The sequence below is a fragment of the Thauera terpenica 58Eu genome, from assembly GCF_000443165.1.
Classification (GTDB): Bacteria; Pseudomonadota; Gammaproteobacteria; order Burkholderiales; family Rhodocyclaceae; genus Thauera; species Thauera terpenica.
Genome location: NZ_ATJV01000081.1, coordinates 62,784 through 84,222 on the forward strand (window position 1 = coordinate 62,784; position 21,439 = coordinate 84,222).

Here is a 21,439-nt window from a genome sequence, read left to right on the forward strand (position 1 = left end):
TCCTGGGAAGGCGTTCATTCGATTGGGGCGAGGCGGGTGAGGCGCGCAGCGGGAGCGGGCTGGCCGGGGGGTGGTGTCGTTGGTGAGCTCGAGGTCGGCTCGGGTCGGCAACGCCAGGGCAACACGTAGCGCTGCTGTTCGTGTTCGCCCAACATGGCCTGCACCTGGTAGATGCGCTGCAGATTGGCGGCGGTGAGTACCTTGCGGGTCGTGCCGCAGGCCACCGTTCGGCCGTGCTCGAGGAGCAGCACGCGGTCGCAGAAACGGCTCGCCAGGGTCAGGTCGTGCAGCACCACGACAACGGTCCGACCCAGTTCGCACTGGGCGCGCAGCAGTTCCATCACGCTCAGTTGGTGAAAGGGGTCAAGCGAGGCCACCGGCTCGTCGGCCAGCAGCAGCGGGGCCTCGACGGCGAGTGCACGTGCCAGCCGTGCGCGGGCGCGCTCGCCGCCGGAAAGCTGATCGAGGCGGCGGTGTTGCAATGTCTCGAGGCCCATGTGGCGTATTGCGCCCGACACCGCGTCATCATCAGAGGCGGTGCCGCGCCAGCGCGCACGGTGCGGAAAGCGGCCGAGGGCAACGAAATCGCGCACCGTCAATGGCCACACGGCATGGTCGCCCTGGGCCAGATAGGCCAGCCGGGTGGCGCGCTGACGCGGCGTCAGGCTACCCAGTGCCACACCGTCGAGATGGATCGTGCCTTGATAGGGCAGCAATTGTGCAATCGCGCGCAGCAGGCTGCTCTTGCCCGCGCCATTGGGGCCGATGAGGCCGAAGAGTTCGCCCGCACCCGGACCGTGGTCCTCTCCGACTGTGGCCGACACCTCGTCCACCAGGGTGCTGCGGCCATGGCGTACCTGCACGCGCTCGAGAATCAGTCGTGTCATGCCATCCCCATGCGCTGGCGCAGCACCAGCGCGAAGAAGAACGGTGCGCCGATAAGCGCGGTGACGACGCCGAGCATGAGTTCGAAGCCGCCGCTCACCATGCGCAGCACGATGTCGGCTGCGAGCACGAGCACGGCGCCACCGAGCGCGCTCGATACGAGCAGGCGCGCGGGGTGAAAGCCCACGGCGCGGCGCAGCATGTGTGGCACGACGAGACCGACAAAGCCGATTGCACCGGTTACTGCGACACTGGCGCCGACGCACAGTGCGGTGCCGACGATGATCTGCGCGCGCAGACGAGCGAGATTCACCCCCAGGCTGGCGGCTTCGTCCTCGCCTGCGGACAGGGCGTCGAGCTCGCGCCCGCAAGCGCCAAGCAATGCCAGGCCGGCGATGACGAAGGGCAGGCAGAGGCGGATGTCGTCGAAGCTACGATCAGCCAGTGAGCCCAGCAACCACAGCACGATGTCCTGTACGTCGGTCGGGTTGGGGGCGAGATTGATCGCCAATGAAGTCAGCGCGCTGGCCAGTGCCGAGAGCGCTACGCCGGCGAGAATGAGAGTCAGGTTGCCCGCGCCGCGGCGCGCGATCAGATACAGCACCAGGGTGGCGAGCGCGGCGCAGCCCATCGCTGTAGCCGGCAGCAGCCAGGGGTTGAGCTGTGCGATGCCAAAGTACAGGCACAGCACCGCACCCAGACTGGCGCTGGAACTTACCCCCAGTAGCCCGGGTTCGGCCAGTGGGTTGCGCAGCAGGCCTTGCAGTGCAGCGCCCGACATGCCGAGCGACATGCCTACCAGGATGGCGAGCAGCACACGCGGCAGGCGGATTTCGGCGACGATGGCGCGCTGGCGGACGAGCACATCGCTCAGTCCGGCAGCGCTCGACCCCGCCTCCTTGCCCGGTAGCAAGGCCGCCGCGACTTCGCTCACAGCCAGCTCCACTGGACCGATGGTCAACGACACCAGCGCAAGGGTCAGCAGGATCAGCGCCAGCGCTCCGTTCAGCGCCAGCGCGCGGATACCTGCGGCGCTCATGGCCGCAGTCGCCCGAGTTGGGCTGCGATCTCTTCCGCGGCCTCGATCAGTTGCCAGTTGCTGCAGCCCCAGTCGTTGCCGTCCATGCGTATGAGCGGGCGTTCGGCAAGCAAGGTCTGCATCAGCGCATGGCGGGAAAAGCTGGAGCGGGCGTAAGCGCTGTCGTTGACCATGTTGCTCAGCACGAACACCTCGGGCGGGTCGGCGATCAGGCTCTCCAGCGCCACCCGACCCCAGCCGCTGTGGCCTGCTTCGGCCGCATGGTTGCGCATGCCCGCGGCCTGGAATACGACATCGACGTAAGTCCCTGCCCCCGCGCTGCCACCGTTGGGGCGTAGATACAACGCCCGTGCGTGATGTGGGTTGGTCTGCAGACGGGCAATGCGGGCCTGCACGTCAGCCACCAGCGCATCACCGGCCTCGGCGCGGCCGAGCTGCGCCGCAATGTGTCGCGTGCTGGAAAAGATGCCTTCCCAATCGTTCGGAAACGGCACGGTGAGCACCTCGATGCCGTGGCGTTCGAACAGGCTCGCCTGATGGCGTGCCTGCCAGCGTCGCGACACGAGCACGATGTCCGGCCGCTGCGCGATGACTTCCTCGGCACCGCCATTGTTGCTTGCAAAGCCCTGCGCCAGCGCGTGCAGCGAGGTGCGCCGCGCATCCTGACTCTTGCGCGACACCGAAACGATCTGCGATGGATCGGCCAGGCTCAGTACGAGCACATCAGCGCACAGATTGGTCGACATCACGCGCGGCAAGGCGCGCACGGTGCCATCGACGGACGTAGCCGCGCATGTTGTGGCTGGGAAGAGGAGTGCCAGCAGCACGCCGCCGGTTTTGAAACCTGCTGCCGCGACTCGCCCCAGGCGCGAAATAGCGCTGCCGCCTGAACGCAGGCGGGCACGCAGACAGGCCCGCATGTCAGAAATCGATGCCGGCCTGCGCTTTCACGCCCGCCTTGTAGGCGTGCTTGCGGTCGGCGATCTCGCTGACGGTGTCCGCCAGCTCAAGCAACTCCGGACGGGCTGCACGGCCGGTGACGATCACCGTCTGCAGCGGCGGACGGGCCTGGATGGTGGCTATGACCTGCGCCGTGTCGAGGTAGTTGAACTTGAGCATGTAGGTCAGCTCGTCGAGCACGACCAGGTTCAGCTCAGGGTCCTGCAACATCCCGGCGGCCACTGCCCAGGCTTGGTCGGCTGCGCGTTTGTCAGCGTCCCAGTCCTGGGTGTCCCAGGTGAAACCGGTGGCCATGGCGTGGTATTGAACGGCGCTGTCCAGTCCGTGCTGCTGCAGGAAGATCACCTCGCCGGTGGACTGCATGCCCTTGATGAACTGCACCACGCCGGCGCGATGGCCGTGGCCCAGCGCTCGAAACAGTGTGCCGAACGCCGAGGTGCTCTTGCCCTTGCCATTGCCGGTGATGACGATGACGATGCCGCGCTCGTCCTGCGCGCGCTCGATGGCGCCGTCGACAACGGCCTTCTTGCGCAGCATGCGCTCGTTGTGGTTCTGCTTCTTTTCCTGATCCATGGCTGTGGCTCCGCAAGCGCGACGACGGTGAACATGTGCGGGGAGCGGGTACACGGCGTAGACCGGTGACAAGCGGCAGAAACAGGAATGCCCGGACCGGATCGGACGGCGATCGCCCACACCCCGGGGCATTGACCTTCAATCGACCAGGCCGGTCTTCTGGCTCTCCTTCAAGCGGATTCCGCAGCCTTCCCGGGCAATGCCCAGTGGCGTAGTGCGGATCCGTCAGGATTACAGCAGCGGGGGCTGCGTCGGAATGGCCGTTTGCGCATTGCAGACGGCGTCACCGAACTTCCCGTTTCACCCTGGTTTGCGGTTGCAGCGCAGGGCACCTGGATCGAATGCCCGCGCAGCTTAAGGGACGGTCGAGGGCTTTGCAAGCCGCTCCGTCGGATGGGGCTTTCTAAGCGTGTCTGTTCGGAACGGCTACGTTTACTGCGGAATTTCCATGTTCATCGGTCCATGAAAGCAAAAAACCCAGCCTATGAGCTGGGTTTTTCAAGGTGTTCAGCGCGCCTTGGGAATTGCGGCCGGGAGCAGCTTCTGGCGCTGGCGGCGGCACCGGCCTGCAGTCTTCAGCTCAGCACCTGCCCATGTTCGCGCGTGGCGTGGAAGGTGACCTGCGGCCATTTTTCTGCGGTGACGGCGAGGTTGTAGCGGCTGCTGGCGAGATACACCGGGTTGCCGTCGATGTCCTTGCCCATGCGCATCGCCTGTTCGTACTCGAAGTTGCGCCGCGTGAGCTCGTCCGGATAGCTCAGCCAGCGCGCGGTGTGGATGTCGGCTGACTCGAAGATGGCGTCGACCTTGTATTCGTCCTTCAGGCGCTGGGCGACGATCTCGAACTGCAGCACGCCGACGGCACCGAGCAGCATCTGACCGCCTTCGAGTTCGAACACCTGGATCGCGCCTTCCTCGCCCAGTTCCTGCAGACCTTTCTGCAACTGCTTGGACTTGAGCGGATCGCGCAGACGGGCGACACGGAACATCTCCGGCGAGAAGTACGGAATGCCCTTGAAGCTGAGGCTTTCGCCTTCGGTCAGGGTGTCGCCGATCTGCAGCTGGCCGTGGTTGTGAATGCCGACGATATCGCCAGCAACACCATCGTCCATGATCACGCGTTCATTGGCCATGAATGTGAGCACATTGGCGAGCTTCATGTCGCGCCCCGCGCGCACGTGGCGGACTTTCATGCCGGCACTGTAGCGACCCGAGCAGATGCGAAAGAAGGCGATGCGGTCACGGTGTTTCGGGTCCATGTTGGCCTGGATCTTGAACACGAAGCCGGTGAATGCCGGTTCGGCGGGCTGCACCATGCGCGCGGTGGCGTCGCGCGCTTGCGGTGGCGGCGCCCAGTCGATCAGGGACTGCAGGATTTCCTGTACGCCGAAGTTGTTGATGCCCGAGCCGAAAAACACCGGACTTTGCTGTCCGGCAAGAAAGGCATCGAGGTCGAACGGGGGTGATGCGCCCTCGATGAGCTCCACATCGTCGCGCAATTGGCGGATCTCGAGCGGGAAGCGCTGGTCCAGTTCGGGATTTGCGATGCCCTTGATGATGCCGGCGTGGCTGCGTTTTTCTTCGCCCGGCACGAAGCTCAGGACCTGATCCTGCAGCAGGTGATACACGCCGCGGAAGGTCTTGCCCATGCCGATCGGCCAGGTCACCGGCGCGCAGCTGATCTTGAGCACGTCCTCGATTTCGGCCATGAGCTCGAAGGGGTCACGCACCTCGCGGTCCATCTTGTTGACGAAAGTGATGATCGGCGTATTGCGCAGGCGGCACACATTGAGCAGCTTGATGGTCTGCACTTCAACGCCCTTGGCAGCGTCGATCACCATCACCGCCGCGTCCACTGCGGTCAGCACGCGGTAGGTGTCTTCGGAGAAGTCCTCGTGGCCCGGGGTGTCGAGCAGGTTGATGGTGTGGCCCTGGTACTCGAACTGCATCACCGAGCTGGTCACCGAGATGCCGCGCTGCTTTTCCACTTCCATCCAGTCGGAGGTCGCATGGCGCGCCGACTTGCGCGCCTTCACCGTGCCGGCGAGCTGGATCGCGCCCCCGAACAGCAGCAGCTTTTCGGTCAGCGTGGTCTTGCCGGCGTCGGGGTGGGAAATGATGGCGAAGGTGCGGCGCTTCTCGACGTCACGCAACAATTCGGGCGGGTAGGGGGTGGTCGTCATCAGGACTCGTCAGCGAAAAGAAAACCGCCTGCGCAGGAGTGGGCAAGGCGGGACAAGCGCAATTCTATCAAGGAACTAGCAGGCGGCCGTGCAGCCATTTTCCTTGCACTGCACGCGCAGCTTGTCTCTTGTGCGCTGGCAATGCCGGGGTGTGAACGCGAAGCGGGGCATCGAGGCCGTTTCCGGCCTCGATGCCCCGCTTTCGGGCGGCGCTGATCAGCCTTACTTCTGCTTGCCGATCTGGTCGCCGATGACGCCACCAATGGCTGCACCACCAACGGTACCGAGGATGCCACCGTCAGTGATGACGGCGCCAGCGACTCCGCCGACGGCAGCGCCGGTGGTGGCGCTCTTCTGGCGTGAGGACATGCCGTCCCACGTCGCACAACCGCTTGCGGCGAGGGTGAGCAGGATGGCGGGGATGAGGATCGTTGTTTTCATGTCGTTCTCCTTGATGCCGGACCACAGGGTGCGGGAGCGCCGAGGCGCCGCGCAATGCCTTGATTATGGACAGAATCAGGTGGGAAAGGTCCGGCGCACGGTGACGAGTTGTTTCGCGCCGCAGCTGCAGGCGTGTGTGCCGTGCCGGCTGAAGGTGCACGCCCTTCAGTCGTCCTCGAAGCGGCGGCAGGCGAGCGCCGCAACGACCAGCCGGTTACCGCTGTGGGTGTAGTACAGCGACGCGATGGCGCGTGCGTTCTGCCAGGTTTCGTGCAGCATGAGCGAGCCGCGCAGACCTTCCAGTTCCAGTGCATCAGGTTCAAGCACGGCGAAATCCACGATCCGCAACACCCCCTCCGCATCCCTGGTGGTGTGGATGGCCACCGTGTCGAGCTGCGCCAGATCAGGTGACACATCGCTCCGTGCGGCGTCAAAGCGCCTGGTTTCGGGCTGACCAGGAGTGGACCAGATGAATTCGGGCGTCACGATTTCCAGGTGGCTGATGCGCAGATCTGCGTACCGGTCTCCTCCATGTGCTGCGCTTGCGCCGTCCTCCACCTCCAGTACGGCGCGTGTGAGCTCTGCATCGTCCAGCGCCGAACACACGATCAGCGTGCGCGCGCCCGCGGCCGGGCTGGCTGCAAGCAGTGCGATGCAAGTGAAAACCGCCGCGATTCTGCCCTGTGAGCGGGATCTCATGCGTGCGTGCCTCCCGGGTGCGTCGTGAATGGATGCATTATGCGCGTCCGGCCCCCCAGCCTCCCAGCGTCGCTGTCCGACCAGCGGGTGGCGGCTTGAATTGCACCCTGTGCTGAGCTTAATTGAAGGGGTGCGGACGCTTGCGATGTGCGCTTTCTGAGGGGATGTCACATGTTGATCACACGCGAGGTGCTCACCCGCATGGGTGCGACTGCTGCCAATGCGGATCACTACATCGAGACGCTCAATGCGGCGATGGCCTTGCATGGCATCGACACCACACCGCGCATCACCCACTTCCTCGCGCAGTTGATGCACGAGTCCGGCTGTCTGCGGCTCAGCGTGGAGAATCTCAACTACTCGGTGGACGGCTTGCTGAAGGTCTTCCCGCGCTACTTTCGCTCCCGCGCTGAGGCCGAGGCCTGTGCGCGCAAGCCCGAGCGCATCGGCAATCGCGTCTATGGCGCACGCATGGGCAATGGGCCCGAGGCGAGCGGCGATGGCTATCGCTACCGTGGCCGCGGCCTCATCCAGCTCACCGGCAAGGACAACTATCGTGCCTTTGCGCAATGGTGCGGCGAGGACGTGGTGGCCGATCCTGATCGCGTCGCCACCGAGCTGGCGGTGCATTCGGCGGTGTTCTTCTGGGAGCGCAACAATCTCAATGCTCTCGCCGACATCGACGACCTGAGCGCGATCACGCGCCGCATCAATGGCGGGCTGAACGGCTTTGCCGACCGTCGCGAGCTGCTGGAAAAGGCGCGTCATGCCATGCGTGTGCTTGGCCTTGCCGGCACTTTCGCGCCGCTGGCGGTGGCCTTCGTGCCCACGCACACGGTGCTGCCGCTGCAGCTCAATCTACGCTCTGCGCCGCGGGTGGCATCCTCAACCCTGCTCGCCGCGCTGATGCAGGGCAGCGCAGTCGAAGTCCAGGGCCCTGCGGCTGTTGCGGGCTGGCTGCGGGTGCGGGTGTTGCTGAACGGCGTCCTCCGCGAAGGCGTGGTGGCGGAGCAATACCTTGCACCGCTTGCCCCTCGCCCGCGTACTCGCGCCCGCGCCGCACCGCGCGCGCTGGCCGGTGGCGAAACGCCCCTGCCGGCCTTGCCCGAGGCTCATCTGCAGGGCGAGCGTGCCGACGTCACCCGCGCCCGTGATGGCGGTCGCGCTTACCCACTGGGCGAGGCCGACCGCCCCACACGCACGGCACGTGACGCACCAGGCCGCGCCGCAGCGCTGGGGAAGATCGTCGATTATCTGGGTGTTGCCGATCCCGCGCATCTGCGTTACCAGGCCCGCGCCGGGATGACTTTTTGCAACATCTACGCCACCGACTACGCCTTTCTCGCCAGCGCCTACCTGCCACGGGTGTGGTGGACGGATACCGCGTTGCGGCGTCTGACGCTGGGCGAGACGCTTGAGGCGGTGTATGGGCAGACAGTGCGCGAGCTCAATGCCAACGCGCTGCACGACTGGCTCGATGAGCACGGGGTGGCCTTCGGCTGGGTACGCGAGCTGGATCTCAGCCTGTTGCAGACCGCAGCCAATGGCGGCGAGGTCTGCCTCATCATCGCCCAACGCCGCGACCTCAACCGTTCCGGCCATATCAGCGTGGTCGTACCCGAACAGGGCGCACATCAGGCCCGTCGCAGCGCCGAGGGCGAAGTGCTGCGCCCGCTTGAATCCCAGGCCGGCACGCGCAACTTCGCCCGCGAAGTGTCGGCCAGCGCATGGTGGGCGAGTGAGCGCTTCCAGTCCTTCGCCTTCTGGCGCCACCCCTGAGCAATCGAGGGCAGCGCACCGTGCGCTGGAACGCTGCGCCGCCGATGTTGCGCGCCCATGACAAGATGCACCCTGGCCAAGGTCTGGTTCACCGTGGCCTATCGACGAGGAGAGCAAGATGGCCAAGCCCCGAGGCCCCGCACGCCAGGATCCTGAGCGTCCTGAGTCCCAAGCTTCTGCGTCGCGCCCTGACCAAGTTCGCGCACCCGGCTTGAAGCTGCCGCTGCAGGCCACAGCCTCGTCTGCGACCGCCCTGCCCGCAGCGCTGCGAACCCTGGCCAGCCGCGCCGATGGCAGTGACAGCGCAGCGCTGCTGCCCAACCTGAAAGTGCGACGCACGCTGGAACTGGCGCCTGCCAGCCGCAGCGCCGATGCCCCGGCACAGGAAGTGCTCGGCGCCCGCTCCGGTCTGCTGGCGCTGGAAGCGGCTGACGGCACGACCATCTTCATGCGCGCAGATGCGCTCTCCGAGCAGCTTGCACGCGCGCGCCCGGAACTGATCGATGGCGATGGCCTGATCGACCTCGCCGGCTTTCGCGACAGCCGTGACACCACCCGTGGCGCGCTGGGCTGGATCTGGCGTCGCGTCATCGAGCTCGATCTGGTCGACGATGAACTCACCGCCGCCGCCAAGGACAGGGCGCGCGAGGTGCTGGGCGACAAGGCCGAGGACTGGGCCGCCGCCTGGGCCTCGCGCAAGGGCGCGCAAGCGCTGATGCAGACCATAGAGAGCCGTCTCGGCGGCGCTCCCGGACTCTACCGCTGGAACGGGACCGTGCTGCAGGACAGCGAGTGCTGCACCGCCGACGACCCGCGCCTGAGCAGCGCGGCGCAGGCGGGTGCGCTGCTGGTGTTCATTCACGGTACCGGATCGCACACCCTGGGCGGCTTCGGTGACCTCCCCGCCAGCAGCGCCTGGGGCGTGCTGCAGGCCAGTTTTGGAGAACGCATCTTCGGTTTCGAGCACCGGACCTTCTCTGAGAGTCCGATCGACAACGCCCTGAGCCTGGCCGAGACCCTGCCCGCGGGCGCGCGCCTGTGCCTGGTCACGCATTCGCGTGGCGGCCTGGTCGGTGATCTGATGTGTCTCGACCCGGACGACGCCCTGCTCGAAGAACTCATCGACGCCTGGCGCCCGGCGCCGCGCTTCGACGAGCAGGCGCTGCGCCCCAGCGCGCGCGAACTCGACACGCTGGCCGCCGCCGAGCAGGCCAAGCTGCGCCGCCTGATAGGCCTGCTGCGCGACAAGAAGCTGCGCGTAGAACGCTATGTGCGGGTGGCTGCGCCTGCGCGCGGCACGGCGCTGCTGTCGGACAATCTCGATGTGTTTCTGTCGACCTTGCTCAATCTGGTGCGCCGCTTCGGTGCCTGGGGTGCGGGCGCGGTGGCCGGGGCGCTCGCGTCGCCGCTGGCGGCTGCGGCGGCGCGCAAGCTCGCCAACCGCAGCCTCGCCTTTCTCTCGCGCGTGGTGCTGGAGATCGCCGACAAGCGTTTGCAGCCCGACCTCGTGCCCGGCATCGAGGCCATGCTGCCCGAGTCGCCGATGGGCATGCTGCTCGGGCGGGCTGCGCTTGCGCCTCAGGTGCGCATGGCAATCATCGCCGGCGATATCGAGGGTGGCGGCGCAGGGCTGGTGCAGCGCATCGGCGTGATGTTTGTGGACTGGGCGTTTTTCGAGCGTGCGTGCAACGACCTGGTGGTGGACACTGCCTCCATGTACGGCGGCCTCATCGTCCGCGCCGCGGCGGCGCCCGAGGCAGCACATCGGGTGATCTACGTGCAGGGGCCGGAAGTCAGCCATTTCCGCTACTTCCGCGATGATGTGAAGAGCGCCGGCATCCCGCTGCCCAGTGCGCTGGGCGCGTGGCTGACGCGCGAGGCCCCGGAACACAGCGCACCCTGGCAGCCGCTCGCACTGCCCGCGCTGGAACCCGCCGCCAGCGGCCGCGCCAGCCGTGGCGAGGCCGAAGCTGCCGACAACACGCTGCCGGTGCTGGTTTACCTGCCGGGCATCATGGGCAGCCATCTCGCGGCGGACGGGAACCGCATCTGGCTCGATGCCTTCGATCTCGCCCGCGGTCGCCTGGCGCGCATTGCCATGGACAGCCACAAGACGGTGCGCGAGGACGGTCTCGTCGGCCTCGCCTACGGCAGGCTCGCCGACCACCTCGAAACCAGCCACCGCGTGATTCGCCATGACTACGACTGGCGCCAGCCGATCCAGACCCTGGGCGCTGAGCTCGCCCTGGTGCTGCGCGCAGCCCTGAACACCCACCCCGACCAGCCGCTGCGCATCCTCGCCCACAGCATGGGCGGTCTGCTGGTGCGCGCCGCCTTTGCCGCCGACAAGACGCTGTGGGCCGATATCGTCGCCCGCCCGGGCGGACGCTTGCTGATGCTGGGCACGCCCAATCATGGCTCGCACCTCTTCGTCGAGACCCTGCTTGGCCAGTCGGACACCATCCGCATGCTGGCGCGTCTGGACCTGAGGCAGGGCATGCAGGCCGTGCTCGACATCGTTGCCGGCTTTCCGGGTGCGCTGCATCTGCTGCCCGCGCCCGGTTTCGAGGACGCGGGGGGGCTGGCGGACAAGGACTACTACCGCGCCGAGGCGTGGACCGAGCTGGCGGCGATCAACAACGACTTCTGGTTTGGCAAGACGCTCGCTGGCAAGCCCACCCAGGCCTTGCTCGACCAAGCGCGCGACTTCTGGGGCGCGCTGGCCGATACGCGCTGGGTGGATCTTGCCCCCGAGCGCGTCGCCTACGTTTTTGGTCAGGCGGAGAACACCCCTTGCGGCATCCTGCTGCAGACCGAGGACGGCAAGCCAAAGAGCATCATGATGCGCGGCACGCCCCATGGTGACGGCTCGGTGACCTGGAAGTCGGGGCGCATCCCCAATCTGCCCGATGAGCGCTGCTGGACCATGCCGGCCGACCATATGGGCCTGACCAGCACCGCCAGGTATTTTGCCGATATCGAGGCCTTGCTCAGCCGCGGCGTGCCGCTGCGTCTCGGCCGCCTGCCGGTGAGTCGCGGCGAGCAGGAACGCGCACCTTTGCTGAGCTATCGCGCCGGCCCGCCGCCGGCGTATCCCAGTGACGAGGAAATCGCCTGTCTCGCACTGGGCGGGCGCCTGCGGCCGCTGCCACGACGCAAGCGCGCCACGCTGGCGGTGGCGGTGAAGGCAATGGACTTGCGCTTCGTCCAGGTGCCACTGCTGTGTGGCCACTACCGTGGTGACCCGATTGCCGGCGCGGAAGGTGTGATCGACCGCTGGCTGGTCGGCGGCGCACTCAGCCAGCGCCAGCGCCTGGGCGTGCATTCCGGCGAGCTTGGCCATGCCACCGTGGTGCTCATGCCGCGCAGGCGCGAGGAGCGCCTGCGCGGCAGCGGGCGTGGGGCGGTGGTCGTCGGCCTGGGCGAGATGGGGCACCTGGGCCCAGAAGGCGTGACCGAGGCGGTGCGCGCCGGGGCGCTGCGCTATCTGCTCCATGCCTGTGATCGTGAGAGTGAGGAGGCATGCAAGGCGGCAGACGAGCACGGGCTGCCGCTGCGCCTCGCGAGCTTGCTGGTCGGCACCAATTCGGCCGCGCAGCTCGACGTCGACGACGCGGTAAGGGCGATCGTGCTCGGGGTGCTGCTCGCCAACCGCGACTTCGCCCTGGGTTCGGGCACGGGCGGGCACAAGGGGCCGCGCGGGCGCATCGTCGCGCTCGATCTCATCGAGCTCTACCGCGACACGGCCATCTCGGCCGCCTATGCCGTCAGCGCGCTGGAGCGCACGCTGGCGACCGAGCTCGCACAGCTCGACGCCGAGCTGGAGTTGCCCACTGAACTGCAGCACGGCGAAGGCGTACGCCAGCGCCTGACGGTGACCCCCTTCTCCGATTACTGGCCGCGGCTGGCGGTCACCGACGCCGACCGCGAAGACAGCGACTGTGGCGCCGAATGCTGGACTCCGCGCCTGCACAACCCGATCCCGCCGCAAGCCATGCGCCGTTTGCTGACGCTGTATGGCCATGGCCATGCGGCTGCGGCCGACGCCGTGCCGCTGGTGCAGGGTCTGGACAGCGCCCCCCTGCTGCGTCACGCCGAGCGCCTGCGCTTCACCTACATGGGCGAGAAGGCGCGCGCCGAGGCCGTGGTCCAGCAGCGCCAGCCCGGTCTGATCGAAAAGCTCGCCGCCGAGGCCTTGAATGGCCCCAGCGCCACGCGCTATGCCTCGGGCGAGCACGCGCTCGGGCACATGGTGTTTCAGTTGCTGCTGCCGCTGGAATTCAAGGCGGCGGCGCGCAAGGCACACAATCTGGTGCTCATGGTCGATGAGAGCACCGCCAACCTGCCGTGGGAGTTGCTCGAGGCCGATGGCGAGCCCTTGGTGCGCACGACGCGCATGGTGCGCCAGTTCATGACCAGCCGTTTCCGCCGCGAGATCGTGCGCACCGATGCCTTGAGCGCCTGCGTCATCGCCAACCCCAGCACTGAAGGCTATTTTGCGCAGTTCGGCGGCGCGGGCTGGACGCCACAGCTCGATGCGCAGGGTCAACCACGCCCTGATCGCCTGCCCAGCCTGGATGGTGCTGCGCGCGAAGGCGATGCCGTGGTGCGCATTCTCGAAGGCGCGGGCTACGCTGTCAGCCATTCCCCACCCGATGCGCTCGCCGGCGATGTGTTTGCGCGCCTGTTCGCACGGCCGTGCCGCATCCTGGTCATCGCGGCTCACGGCATCCATGCCAAACGCGCGGCGGACGGACGTTATCGCAGCGGAGTCGTGCTGTCCGACGGGCTGTTGCTGTCGGCGGCCGAGATCGGCCTCATGGAGACGGTGCCCGATCTGGTCTTCCTCAGCTGTTGTCACCTCGGCAAGATCGGCTCCGGCTCCGACGACCAGCGTCTGGCCGCCAGCCTGGCGCGCGAGCTGATCGACATGGGCGTGCGTTGCGTGGTCGCCGCAGGTTGGGAGGTGCGTGACGATGCGGCGCTGAGTTTCTCCGAAACCTTCTTCACCCACATGACGGTGCACGGCGCACACTTTGCCGACGCCATTTTTCTTGCCCGCCGCGCCGCGCTCGACGCTCACCCCGACTGCAACACCTGGGGCGCCTACCAGGCTTATGGCGATCCTGCCTTCCAGCTCCGCCTCAATGCGGGTGCGACCCGCGACGAGGCCCCGCTGCTGGCTGCAGAGGAGTTGCTGGACTGGCTCGAGCAGCTGCGCCTCGACACCCGCCTGCCGGGTGCGAGCAAGGCCGAACGTGACTTTGACGCGCTCAATAAGCGCATCCGTCGCCGTCTCGGGCGCCTGCCACCAAACTGGGCCGAGCGCACCGACGTGCTGCAGGCGCTGGGGCGGCTGTACGCGGAATATGGCGCGGCCGGCTTCGATGCGGCGCGCCTGGCACTGCTGCGCGCGATCGCCGAAGACTCGTCGCAGGGCCTGGTGCCGATCAGCGCGATCGAGCAGCTCATCAATATGGAGGCACGCCAGGCGGAGCGTCTCAGCGTGCCGGGAACGGGACAGGACCTGGCAGCCGCCACAGTGCTGATCGACGATGCACTGGCGCGGGTGCAGGCTCTGAGCACGCTGTCCGGATTGCACCCTGCGGTCAATGCCGCACCGATCGATGCCTTGCGTGCTGACGCTTTGCGCCCGAATACCGAGCGCCAGTCCATCATCGGTTCGGCGTGGAAGCGCAAGGCCTTGATTCTGTTGCGCAGCCCGGAGCCGGAGAAGGACGCGGTGCGCGAGGCCCTGCTGCGTGCGCGTGACGCCTACGCACGTGGCGAGGCCGACGCGCGCGCCACCGACTGGAATCCCTATGCCCGCATCAATCGTCTGCAGCTCGACGCCGTGCTCGGTGAGACGCCAGCGGGTGAGGTCGATGCCAGTGCCTGCGCCGCGGCGGCGCGGGCACGCTTCGAGCAGCGCTTCGAGTTCTGGGATGCGGTGATGGCGGCCGATGCGACGCTGGCCGGCTGGCTGGGTGGAGCTGAGCTGCCGGAAGGGCGTGGCGCTGTCGAGGTGCTGAGCCAGGCCTATCGTGACACCCTTGAAACCGTCGCCGCCTCGCCGCGTGAGCTGGATTCGGCCTTCGCCCAGATCGGCTTGCTGGCGGACTTCCTGCTTCTTCAGGGTGGAAAGGAGCAGCTTGCGCAGGCGAAGGTGTTGAAGGAGGTCATTGCCGTGTTGCAAGCGCCGGCGGAGTGAGCGTCCAGGAGAGTCTGAAGGCCGTCCGGGCGGGCGCAGGTCAGGTGCAGGAGGGCGGCCGCGCCCCTCGCGGGCGCTGCTTGTTGCATGATGAAACATCGCCGTGGTGGAATTTTTGCCCGGCGCGTGCCTCTGACCCCTATCCTGCCGCCTTTGTCGGTATTGCCAGCCACGCCATCTTTCAGGACACTTCCATGTATCGAGATCCGAAGTATTCCGGCCTTTTCAAGCAGTTCGGTGCCCGTGACGGGACGCCACCGACGGTGTTGCAGAAGGTCCTGACCACGCTTGTCACCATTGCGGTGTTCGGCGTGGCGCTGATGTTCTCGGTGGTCTTCTTTGCCGTGATCGTCACTGTCGGTGCCGTGGCCTGGGGCTATCTGTGGTGGAAGACGCGTGCGCTGCGCAAGCACATGCGTGAGCAGGCGTCGATGGGCCAGGGGCAGCGCCAGGGAGAGGGTCGGAGTGGTGCTCAGGGCCTGATCATCGAAGGCGAAGTGATCCGCGAGGTCGACATCGACGAGCGTCCGTCGCGCTGAGTTGTGCGCTCCCGTCCGCGCGCTTGGTGTAGTCTGTCCGTCCGCTGACCGGTGCCCTGCAGAGGCCGGCGGTATAACCCGATTTCAGACTGAGGACAGAACCCATGAGCAATGTGACCCTTGGCGGTAACCCGATCGACGTCGCCGGACGCTTCCCGCAAGCGGGTGATGCCGCCCCCGCCTTCAAGCTGGCAGGCGCTGATCTGGCCGATGTCGGCCTTGACGCCTTTGCCGGCAAGCGCAAGGTATTGAGCATCGTTCCCAGCCTTGACACGCCGGTGTGCGCGGCCTCGGCGCGCAAGTTCAATACCGATGCCAGCGCCCTGGCCGACACCGTGGTGCTGGTCATTTCTGCCGACCTGCCTTTCGCCGCCAAGCGCTTCTGCGAGGCCGAAGGCCTGCAGAATGTGAACACGCTGTCGACCTTCCGTAACCCGGCCTTTGCCCAGGACTACGGTGTCGCCATCACCTCCGGCCCGCTCGCCGGTGTCACCGCACGTGCGGTGGTGGTGCTCGATGCGAACGACAAGGTGCTGTATTCGCAGCTCGTGCCCGAGATCAAGGAAGAGCCCGACTACGCCGCTGCGCTCGCCGCATTGAAGTAATCCCACCTGGAGTGGCGCAAGCGCCGCCCCAGTATTGAAAACGCCCCGTCACGCTTGCGTGCGGGGCGTTTTCAATTGCTTCGTGCAGGGCGTCGGAGGCGTGCTGTGGGCTCAGGCGGGCGATTCGCCATTGTCATTGCTGCCCGCTTCGGCTTCTTCCGGCACCGGGCTGGCCAGCACCTTGTCGATGCGCTTGCCGTCGAGATCGACCACCTCGAAGCGCCAGCCCTCCCATACCGCGATGTCGCCGGTGCTGGGCAGGCGGCCGAGCAGCCACATCATCATGCCGGACAAGGTGTGGTAGCGCCCCTTGTCCTCTTCCGGCACCGCCTTCATGTTCAGGCGATCCTTGAGTTCGAGGATGGGGATGAGACCATCGAGCAGCCAGGAGCCGTCCTCGCGCTGCACGGCCCAGGACTCTTCGGCGTTGTCCGACTGGAACTCGCCGGTCACCGACTCGAGCAGGTCGTGCAGGGTGACCATGCCGAGCACCTCACCGTATTCGTCGATGACGAACACCATGTGCGTGCTGGTGACGCGGAACTGGTCGAGCAGCTCCATGCCGGTCAGCGATTCGGGGACGTAGATCGGGGTCTGCAAGGCCTCGGTGAGGTCGACCGCGTCACCACGCAAGGTCTGGTTGAAGAGCTGCTTTGCGCTGATGATGCCGAGGATTTCGTCCAGGCCGCCACGACATACCGGAAAGCGTGAGTGCGCCGAGCAGGCCATGAGCTGCAGGTTCTCGTCGAGTGCGCGATTGATGTCCAGCCACACGATGTCCGAGCGCGGCACCATCAGCGAGCCAAGCTGGCGTTCGTCGAGGCGGAACACGTTGCGCACCATCTCATGCTCGCTCTTCTCGATGATGCCGGCCACCGAACCCTCGTCGAGCATGGCGCGGATCTCTTCCTCGGTCACGCTCGGGCCATTGACTTCACGCTGACCCATGAGGCGCAGCAGCAGCGCAGTGGAGCTCGACAGCAAGTGCACGAAGGGGCGCGAGGCGATCGACAGGAAGTACATCGGGCGCGCCACCAGGCGTGCGATGCCCTCCGGGTTGATCTGGCCGATGCGCTTGGGCACCAGCTCGCCGACCACGATAGAGACATAGGTGATGACGAGCACGACGAGCACGGTGGAGCCGATCTCGCTCACGCGCTGCTCCATGCCCAGGGTCTGCAGCCAGGAGGCGAGTGGGCCGGCAAGTGCGGCTTCACCGACGATACCGTTGAGGATGCCGATCGAGGTGATGCCGATCTGGATGGTGGACAGGAAGCGCGTGGGCTCTTCGCCGAGCTTGATTGCGATTGCTGCGGCATGGTCACCGTCCTCGGCGAGCCGGGACAGACGCGCCCGACGCGCAGTGATGAGCGCGATCTCGGACATGGCGAACAAGCCGTTGATGACGATGAGGATAACGAGAACGAGAATTTCCATGGGACCAGGGATGCCCGGCTCAGGCGCGTGCGCAGGACTGCCGCAAGGCAGACGTGACACGGACTGGCCGGGGCGACAGGAGATAGGCGCGACGGAGGTCGCACGCGGATGACGTTTGCGTTACGCGGCGGCTGTGCGCGGCCCGCGAAAGTGGGCCTGCAGGCAGAACAGCAGGGTCGGAGAACGTGGCCGCGAACAGCGGGGGTGGGCAAGATCGCCCAGGGGGTTCAGCATCGGATGTGGGCGCGGATTCAGATCCGGCACGGACCGACGCGGCGGTGTTCGACAAGGCGCAACGACTCATATCGCGGAGTAGTTTTTCAACCCCGCCCAACCCTTGATTTGTTTGAAGAAAAATAATCATGCCGCAAGTGTCGGCAATTGTCACCTTTCGTCGTCCAGGTGGCTGTCGTCTTCGAGTGCAAAAACCGCCAGATTCTGGTCGGCCAGGCGCACGGTGGTGGGGCCACGTTCGCCGTGGATGCGCAGGCTGGATTCGGCCATGCGTACCACCACTCCGTCGTGGATCGCGCGTTCGGCATTGACCCGGGCGTGCTGGGCAAGGCTCAGGCGTTGGCGCAGCTGCACTTCCTCGCCACGCAGGGCCTCGATGTCGGCGGACAAGGCGGCAGCGGTCTGTTCTGCGCGCAGACGTACCGCGGGCGCGATACGGTCGGGGTAGCGATCGGAGAAGCTCAGCAGCTTGCCCATTTCCAGCAGTTCGCTTTCCTTGCTGTCGCGCGCTTGTGTGCTCGCCTGCAGTGCGCCAGCGAGCGCCGGGTCGGTGCCGATCTCGAGCTCGGTGCGGATACGGTTCGGTGCACCCAGGGTGCGTGCGTGTATCGACAGCGTGGCGCGCAGCAGCCCACCGATGACCTGGCCGCGGCGATTGAGGCCCAGACGGATGTGATTGGCGGCGGTGAGCTCGCACTTCATCGCCAGGTCGTCGATGAAGATCGAGTCACCCGCCTCGATGCGGGCCTGTTGTGCGTAGATGGCGGAGAAGCTGCCGGTGCAGCGGATGCAGTGGCTGTTGCTGTCCTTTTGCCCGATGCCGCCGAGCACACCGCTCTTGACCACGATGCTGCCGCCGGATTCGAGTGTGGCGGGCTCGACCACGCCACCGATCTCGATGTCGCCGCTGGCGTGAATGCTCATGCCGGCCTTGACGTCTCCGCGCACACGCACTGCACCATCGTAGCGAATGTTGCCGGTCGCCATGTTGACCGTGTCGACGGTGAACACGGGTTCGACCATCATGCCGCCCCTGACCTGTAGCGGCTGGCCGTCGATGGCGGCGACGAGCAGGTCGGGGTCGTCGTCAGCGCTGCGCACGCCTGTCAAGTTGCTGGCAAAGCGCGTGTCCTTGCCAGCCCTGGGTGCGATCGGCTTGCCCAGTACGTCGACGCCCGGCGTGCCGGGGGTGGGCGGGTGACGGCGCATGAGGGCATCGCCTGCGCACACCACCTGGATCTCGCCCAGGTCACGGTAGTCGGTGCGGCCGCAGGCGCGCACATTGGGCACGCGGGCGCGGATCTCGGGCAGCAGGCATTCGAGCACGCCGTCGTCCCCGGCGATGGCTTCGCGCCCGCGGGCAATGACCAGTTCTCGCGCCTGGCCGTCGGCGATGGCGCGGTTGATCTCATCCACCAGCACGCCTTCGTGAATGCCCTTCAGGCTCAGTTGTTCGAGCACTTCGGCCTTGGTCGCTGCGCGCCCGCCCTGCGGCGGCGCAATCGTCAGGCGGGCTTCGAGCGCGTCCGGCGACACCAGCACCTGCAATGCGGCGTCGACACAGTCGGCGATCTCCAGATCGCTCACGGCCTTGCCGGCGTTGTAGTGCGCTAGCAAGCTCCTGACCCCGTCGGTACGTACCTTCATCTCCGAAAAGCCGGCGTCGGCGAGGCGGTCGCGCACCCAGAAGGGGTCGATGCGCGGTACTTGTGCATCGGGCACGAGGCTCGCACGCAGCGAACGGGTCGCGTCGTCGAGCGTGAGTTGAAGTTCCGGTCCTGCCGGCTTGTCGTCGTTCATGCGGGTGTCGCGCCATCCGGCGCCGCTGTCTGGTCTGTTTGCAGTATAGGGGGAGGCATTGCCGGCGTCAGTCGTGTGCGGGCTGCGGGAGCGCTCGGGCGATGAAGTGCCTGGCCACGCGTGAGCGGGGTACGCGTTCATCGAACCACTCGCGCACGTCGGTTTCCAGGCCGATGCCGTGCATGTAATTGTAGAGCGCCTTGTTCAGCGCGCGGCCCAGGCTATCGTGGTCGACGCCGCTGGGGTCGATGAAGCCGACGTCGTTCCTGGCGAAGCTCACCGCTGGCAGCGGCACGAGCCGCACGCCGTATTCCTGTGGATTCATGCCCACCGGTGAATGCACGGTACACGCGAAGCGATGGAAGAAGCCGGACTGGATGCAGCCGGCGGCAAACAACTGGCGCACGTATTCCAGCGCATCCACGGTGTCGTGCACGGTCTGTGTCGGAAAGCCATACATCAGGTAGGCATGGACCAGCACGCCGGCTTCGGTGAAGGCGTGGGTGACACGCGCCACCTGCTCCACCGACACGCCCTTCTTCATCAGCTTGAGCAGGCGGTCGGAGGCCACCTCCAGCCCGCCCGACACCGCGATGCAGCCGCTGTCGGCCAGCAGGTGGCAGAGCTCGGGGGTGAAGGACTTCTCGAAGCGGATGTTGCCCCACCAGCAGATCGCCACCCCGCGGCGCAGCAGCTCGGTGGCGAGCGCCCGCAGGGCCTTGGGCGGTGCAGCCTCGTCGACGAGATGAAAACCGGTCTGCCCGGTTTCGGCGATGATGGCCTCGATGCGGTCCACCAGCAGGCTGGCCGAGGCGCCGTCGTAGCGGCCGATGTAGTCGAGGCTGACGTCGCAGAAGCTGCACTTCTTCCAGTAGCAACCATGCGCCACCGTGAGCTTGTTCCAGCGCCCGTCCGACCACAGGCGGTGCATGGGGTTGAGCATGTCGAGCACCGACAGGTAGCGCTCCAGCGGCAGGCCGTCCCAGGTCGGGGTGCCGACCTCGGCGAAGGGCACGTCGGGTTCGGCGAGGTTGATGTAGCGTACCGCGCCTTCAGCATCGCGCACGAAGCTGCGCACCAGGCGCGACTGGCCGCGTTTGCCCTGCACATGCTCGAGCAGCGCCAGCAGCGGGCGCTCGCCGTCATCGAGGGTGAGGTAATCGAAGTAATCGAACACGCGCGGCTCGGTCAGGGTGCGCAACTCGGTGTTGACGAAGCCGCCGCCGAGCACGGTGACGATCTCCGGGTGTCTGGCCTTGATCGTCTGCGCGATGCGAAAGGCGCCGTACACCGAGCCTGGAAAGGGAACGGAAATCAGCACCACTTGCGGTGCGTGGGTCGCGATCGCTTCCAGACTCAGCGCTTGCAGGTAGTCATCGACCAGGGTCGGTGCGGCGGCGAGCGCGGCGGCCAGAGGTTCGAAAGTGGGCTGGCTCATCGCCAGCGTCTCGGCGTAGCGCACGAACTCGAAGCGCGCATCGACGGCGTCGCGCAGGATGTCGGCGAGCTCGTTGAGGTAGAGGGTGGCGAGATGGCGGGCGCGATCGACCAGACCCAGGGCGCCGAAGGCCCAGGCCAGCGTGTCGCCGTCATCGCCGCCGCCCTCGTTGTTGAGGCTGGCATAGGCCTCGATGGCATCGAAGCGCGGGCCTTCGGGCAGGAAGGTCCGGCTGGCGATGCGGTGGGCAACGGTCGGGTCGCGGCCCTGCAGGAAGGCGATGGTCGGGCCGATGGTGAAGCGGTAGCGCGCGAAGTGCTCGATGAAACCCTGTACCAGGGGCGTGCGCTGCTTGCGCGGCAAGGCCTCGGCGCGGATGAGGATGTCATCGAGTCCGGCGGGTGACAGCAGGCGCAGCACCAGCTTCAGCGCCAGGTCCTCCTGCACCGCGTCCACGCCGCGTGAGCGCAGGAAGCCGGTGAGGTAGGCGGTGGAAGGATAAGGCGTGTTGAGCTGCGTCATCGGCGGGATGACGGAGAGCACCCGTATCGAGCGCGGCTGGGGGGGCGCGGTGGGCGGCATGTGGGTTCAGTGTGGCACGCGACGTGAGAATTCC

Annotated in this window: 14 protein-coding genes and 1 riboswitch; of the genes, 4 read left to right on the forward strand and 10 right to left on the reverse strand. The window is 66.6% G+C overall.

All coding sequences use genetic code 11. From position 1 onward, the window contains the following. Nucleotides 1–14: 14 nt before the first annotated feature. From M622_RS35210 to M622_RS35240, 7 genes are all read right to left on the reverse strand, one after another. The gene (locus tag M622_RS35210) at nucleotides 15–887 is read right to left on the reverse strand and encodes an ABC transporter ATP-binding protein (protein ID WP_021250417.1); all 873 of its coding nucleotides are present in this window, start codon (nucleotides 885–887) and stop codon (nucleotides 15–17) included. Then, nucleotides 884–1,924 (reverse strand): FecCD family ABC transporter permease, encoded by a 1,041-nt coding sequence (locus tag M622_RS35215; protein ID WP_021250418.1) that lies wholly within the window; start codon nucleotides 1,922–1,924, stop codon nucleotides 884–886. Before M622_RS35215 ends, M622_RS35210 begins: the two co-directional genes overlap by 4 nt. Beyond that, on the reverse strand, nucleotides 1,921–2,844 hold the full coding sequence (locus tag M622_RS35220; RefSeq protein WP_021250419.1) for an ABC transporter substrate-binding protein: 924 nt from the start codon (nucleotides 2,842–2,844) through the stop codon (nucleotides 1,921–1,923). The genes M622_RS35215 and M622_RS35220 overlap by 4 nt, the downstream gene beginning before the upstream one ends. A gap of 1 nt (nucleotide 2,845) precedes the next feature. Next, nucleotides 2,846–3,457 carry a cob(I)yrinic acid a,c-diamide adenosyltransferase gene (cobO, locus tag M622_RS35225; protein ID WP_021250420.1) on the reverse strand — a complete coding sequence of 204 codons (612 nt, stop codon included), beginning with the start codon at nucleotides 3,455–3,457 and terminating at the stop codon, nucleotides 2,846–2,848. 132 nt (nucleotides 3,458–3,589) lie between these two features. Continuing rightward, nucleotides 3,590–3,809, reverse strand: a riboswitch (cobalamin riboswitch). Between the two features lie 223 nt (nucleotides 3,810–4,032). Then, nucleotides 4,033–5,640: a peptide chain release factor 3 gene (locus M622_RS35230; protein ID WP_021250421.1), complete on the reverse strand. Its 1,608-nt coding sequence runs from the start codon at nucleotides 5,638–5,640 to the stop codon at nucleotides 4,033–4,035. Nucleotides 5,641–5,862: 222 nt separating this feature from the next. Then, nucleotides 5,863–6,081, reverse strand: coding sequence for a YMGG-like glycine zipper-containing protein (locus M622_RS35235; RefSeq protein ID WP_021250422.1), 219 nt, complete (start codon nucleotides 6,079–6,081; stop codon nucleotides 5,863–5,865). 165 nt (nucleotides 6,082–6,246) lie between these two features. Beyond that, the gene (locus M622_RS35240) at nucleotides 6,247–6,780 is read right to left on the reverse strand and encodes a hypothetical protein (RefSeq protein WP_021250423.1); all 534 of its coding nucleotides are present in this window, start codon (nucleotides 6,778–6,780) and stop codon (nucleotides 6,247–6,249) included. 171 nt (nucleotides 6,781–6,951) lie between these two features. On the opposite strand from M622_RS35240, the gene M622_RS35245 reads away from it, so the two are divergent. The 4 genes from M622_RS35245 to tpx all read left to right on the forward strand — a co-directional run bounded on the left by M622_RS35245 (nucleotide 6,952) and on the right by tpx (nucleotide 15,914). Next, nucleotides 6,952–8,559 (forward strand): glycoside hydrolase family 19 protein, encoded by a 1,608-nt coding sequence (locus tag M622_RS35245; protein WP_021250424.1) that lies wholly within the window; start codon nucleotides 6,952–6,954, stop codon nucleotides 8,557–8,559. Nucleotides 8,560–8,677: 118 nt separating this feature from the next. After that, the gene (locus M622_RS35250; RefSeq protein WP_052028740.1) at nucleotides 8,678–14,770 is read left to right on the forward strand and encodes a DUF7379 domain-containing protein; all 6,093 of its coding nucleotides are present in this window, start codon (nucleotides 8,678–8,680) and stop codon (nucleotides 14,768–14,770) included. A gap of 194 nt (nucleotides 14,771–14,964) precedes the next feature. Beyond that, nucleotides 14,965–15,309 (forward strand): hypothetical protein, encoded by a 345-nt coding sequence (locus M622_RS0120540; RefSeq protein ID WP_031347387.1) that lies wholly within the window; start codon nucleotides 14,965–14,967, stop codon nucleotides 15,307–15,309. Between the two features lie 104 nt (nucleotides 15,310–15,413). Then, a complete protein-coding gene (gene tpx, locus M622_RS35255; RefSeq protein ID WP_021250427.1) occupies nucleotides 15,414–15,914 on the forward strand; it encodes a thiol peroxidase in 501 nt (166 codons plus the stop codon). Nucleotides 15,915–16,025: 111 nt separating this feature from the next. On the opposite strand, the gene M622_RS35260 is transcribed toward tpx, so the two are convergent. From M622_RS35260 to M622_RS35270, 3 genes are all read right to left on the reverse strand, one after another. Next, the gene (locus tag M622_RS35260; protein ID WP_021250428.1) at nucleotides 16,026–17,351 is read right to left on the reverse strand and encodes a hemolysin family protein; all 1,326 of its coding nucleotides are present in this window, start codon (nucleotides 17,349–17,351) and stop codon (nucleotides 16,026–16,028) included. 384 nt (nucleotides 17,352–17,735) lie between these two features. Further along, nucleotides 17,736–19,385: a flagellar assembly protein A gene (locus M622_RS35265; RefSeq protein ID WP_021250429.1), complete on the reverse strand. Its 1,650-nt coding sequence runs from the start codon at nucleotides 19,383–19,385 to the stop codon at nucleotides 17,736–17,738. A 67-nt stretch (nucleotides 19,386–19,452) separates the two neighbouring features. Next, on the reverse strand, nucleotides 19,453–21,405 hold the full coding sequence (locus M622_RS35270) for a B12-binding domain-containing radical SAM protein (protein WP_021250430.1): 1,953 nt from the start codon (nucleotides 21,403–21,405) through the stop codon (nucleotides 19,453–19,455). Nucleotides 21,406–21,439 lie beyond the last annotated feature (34 nt).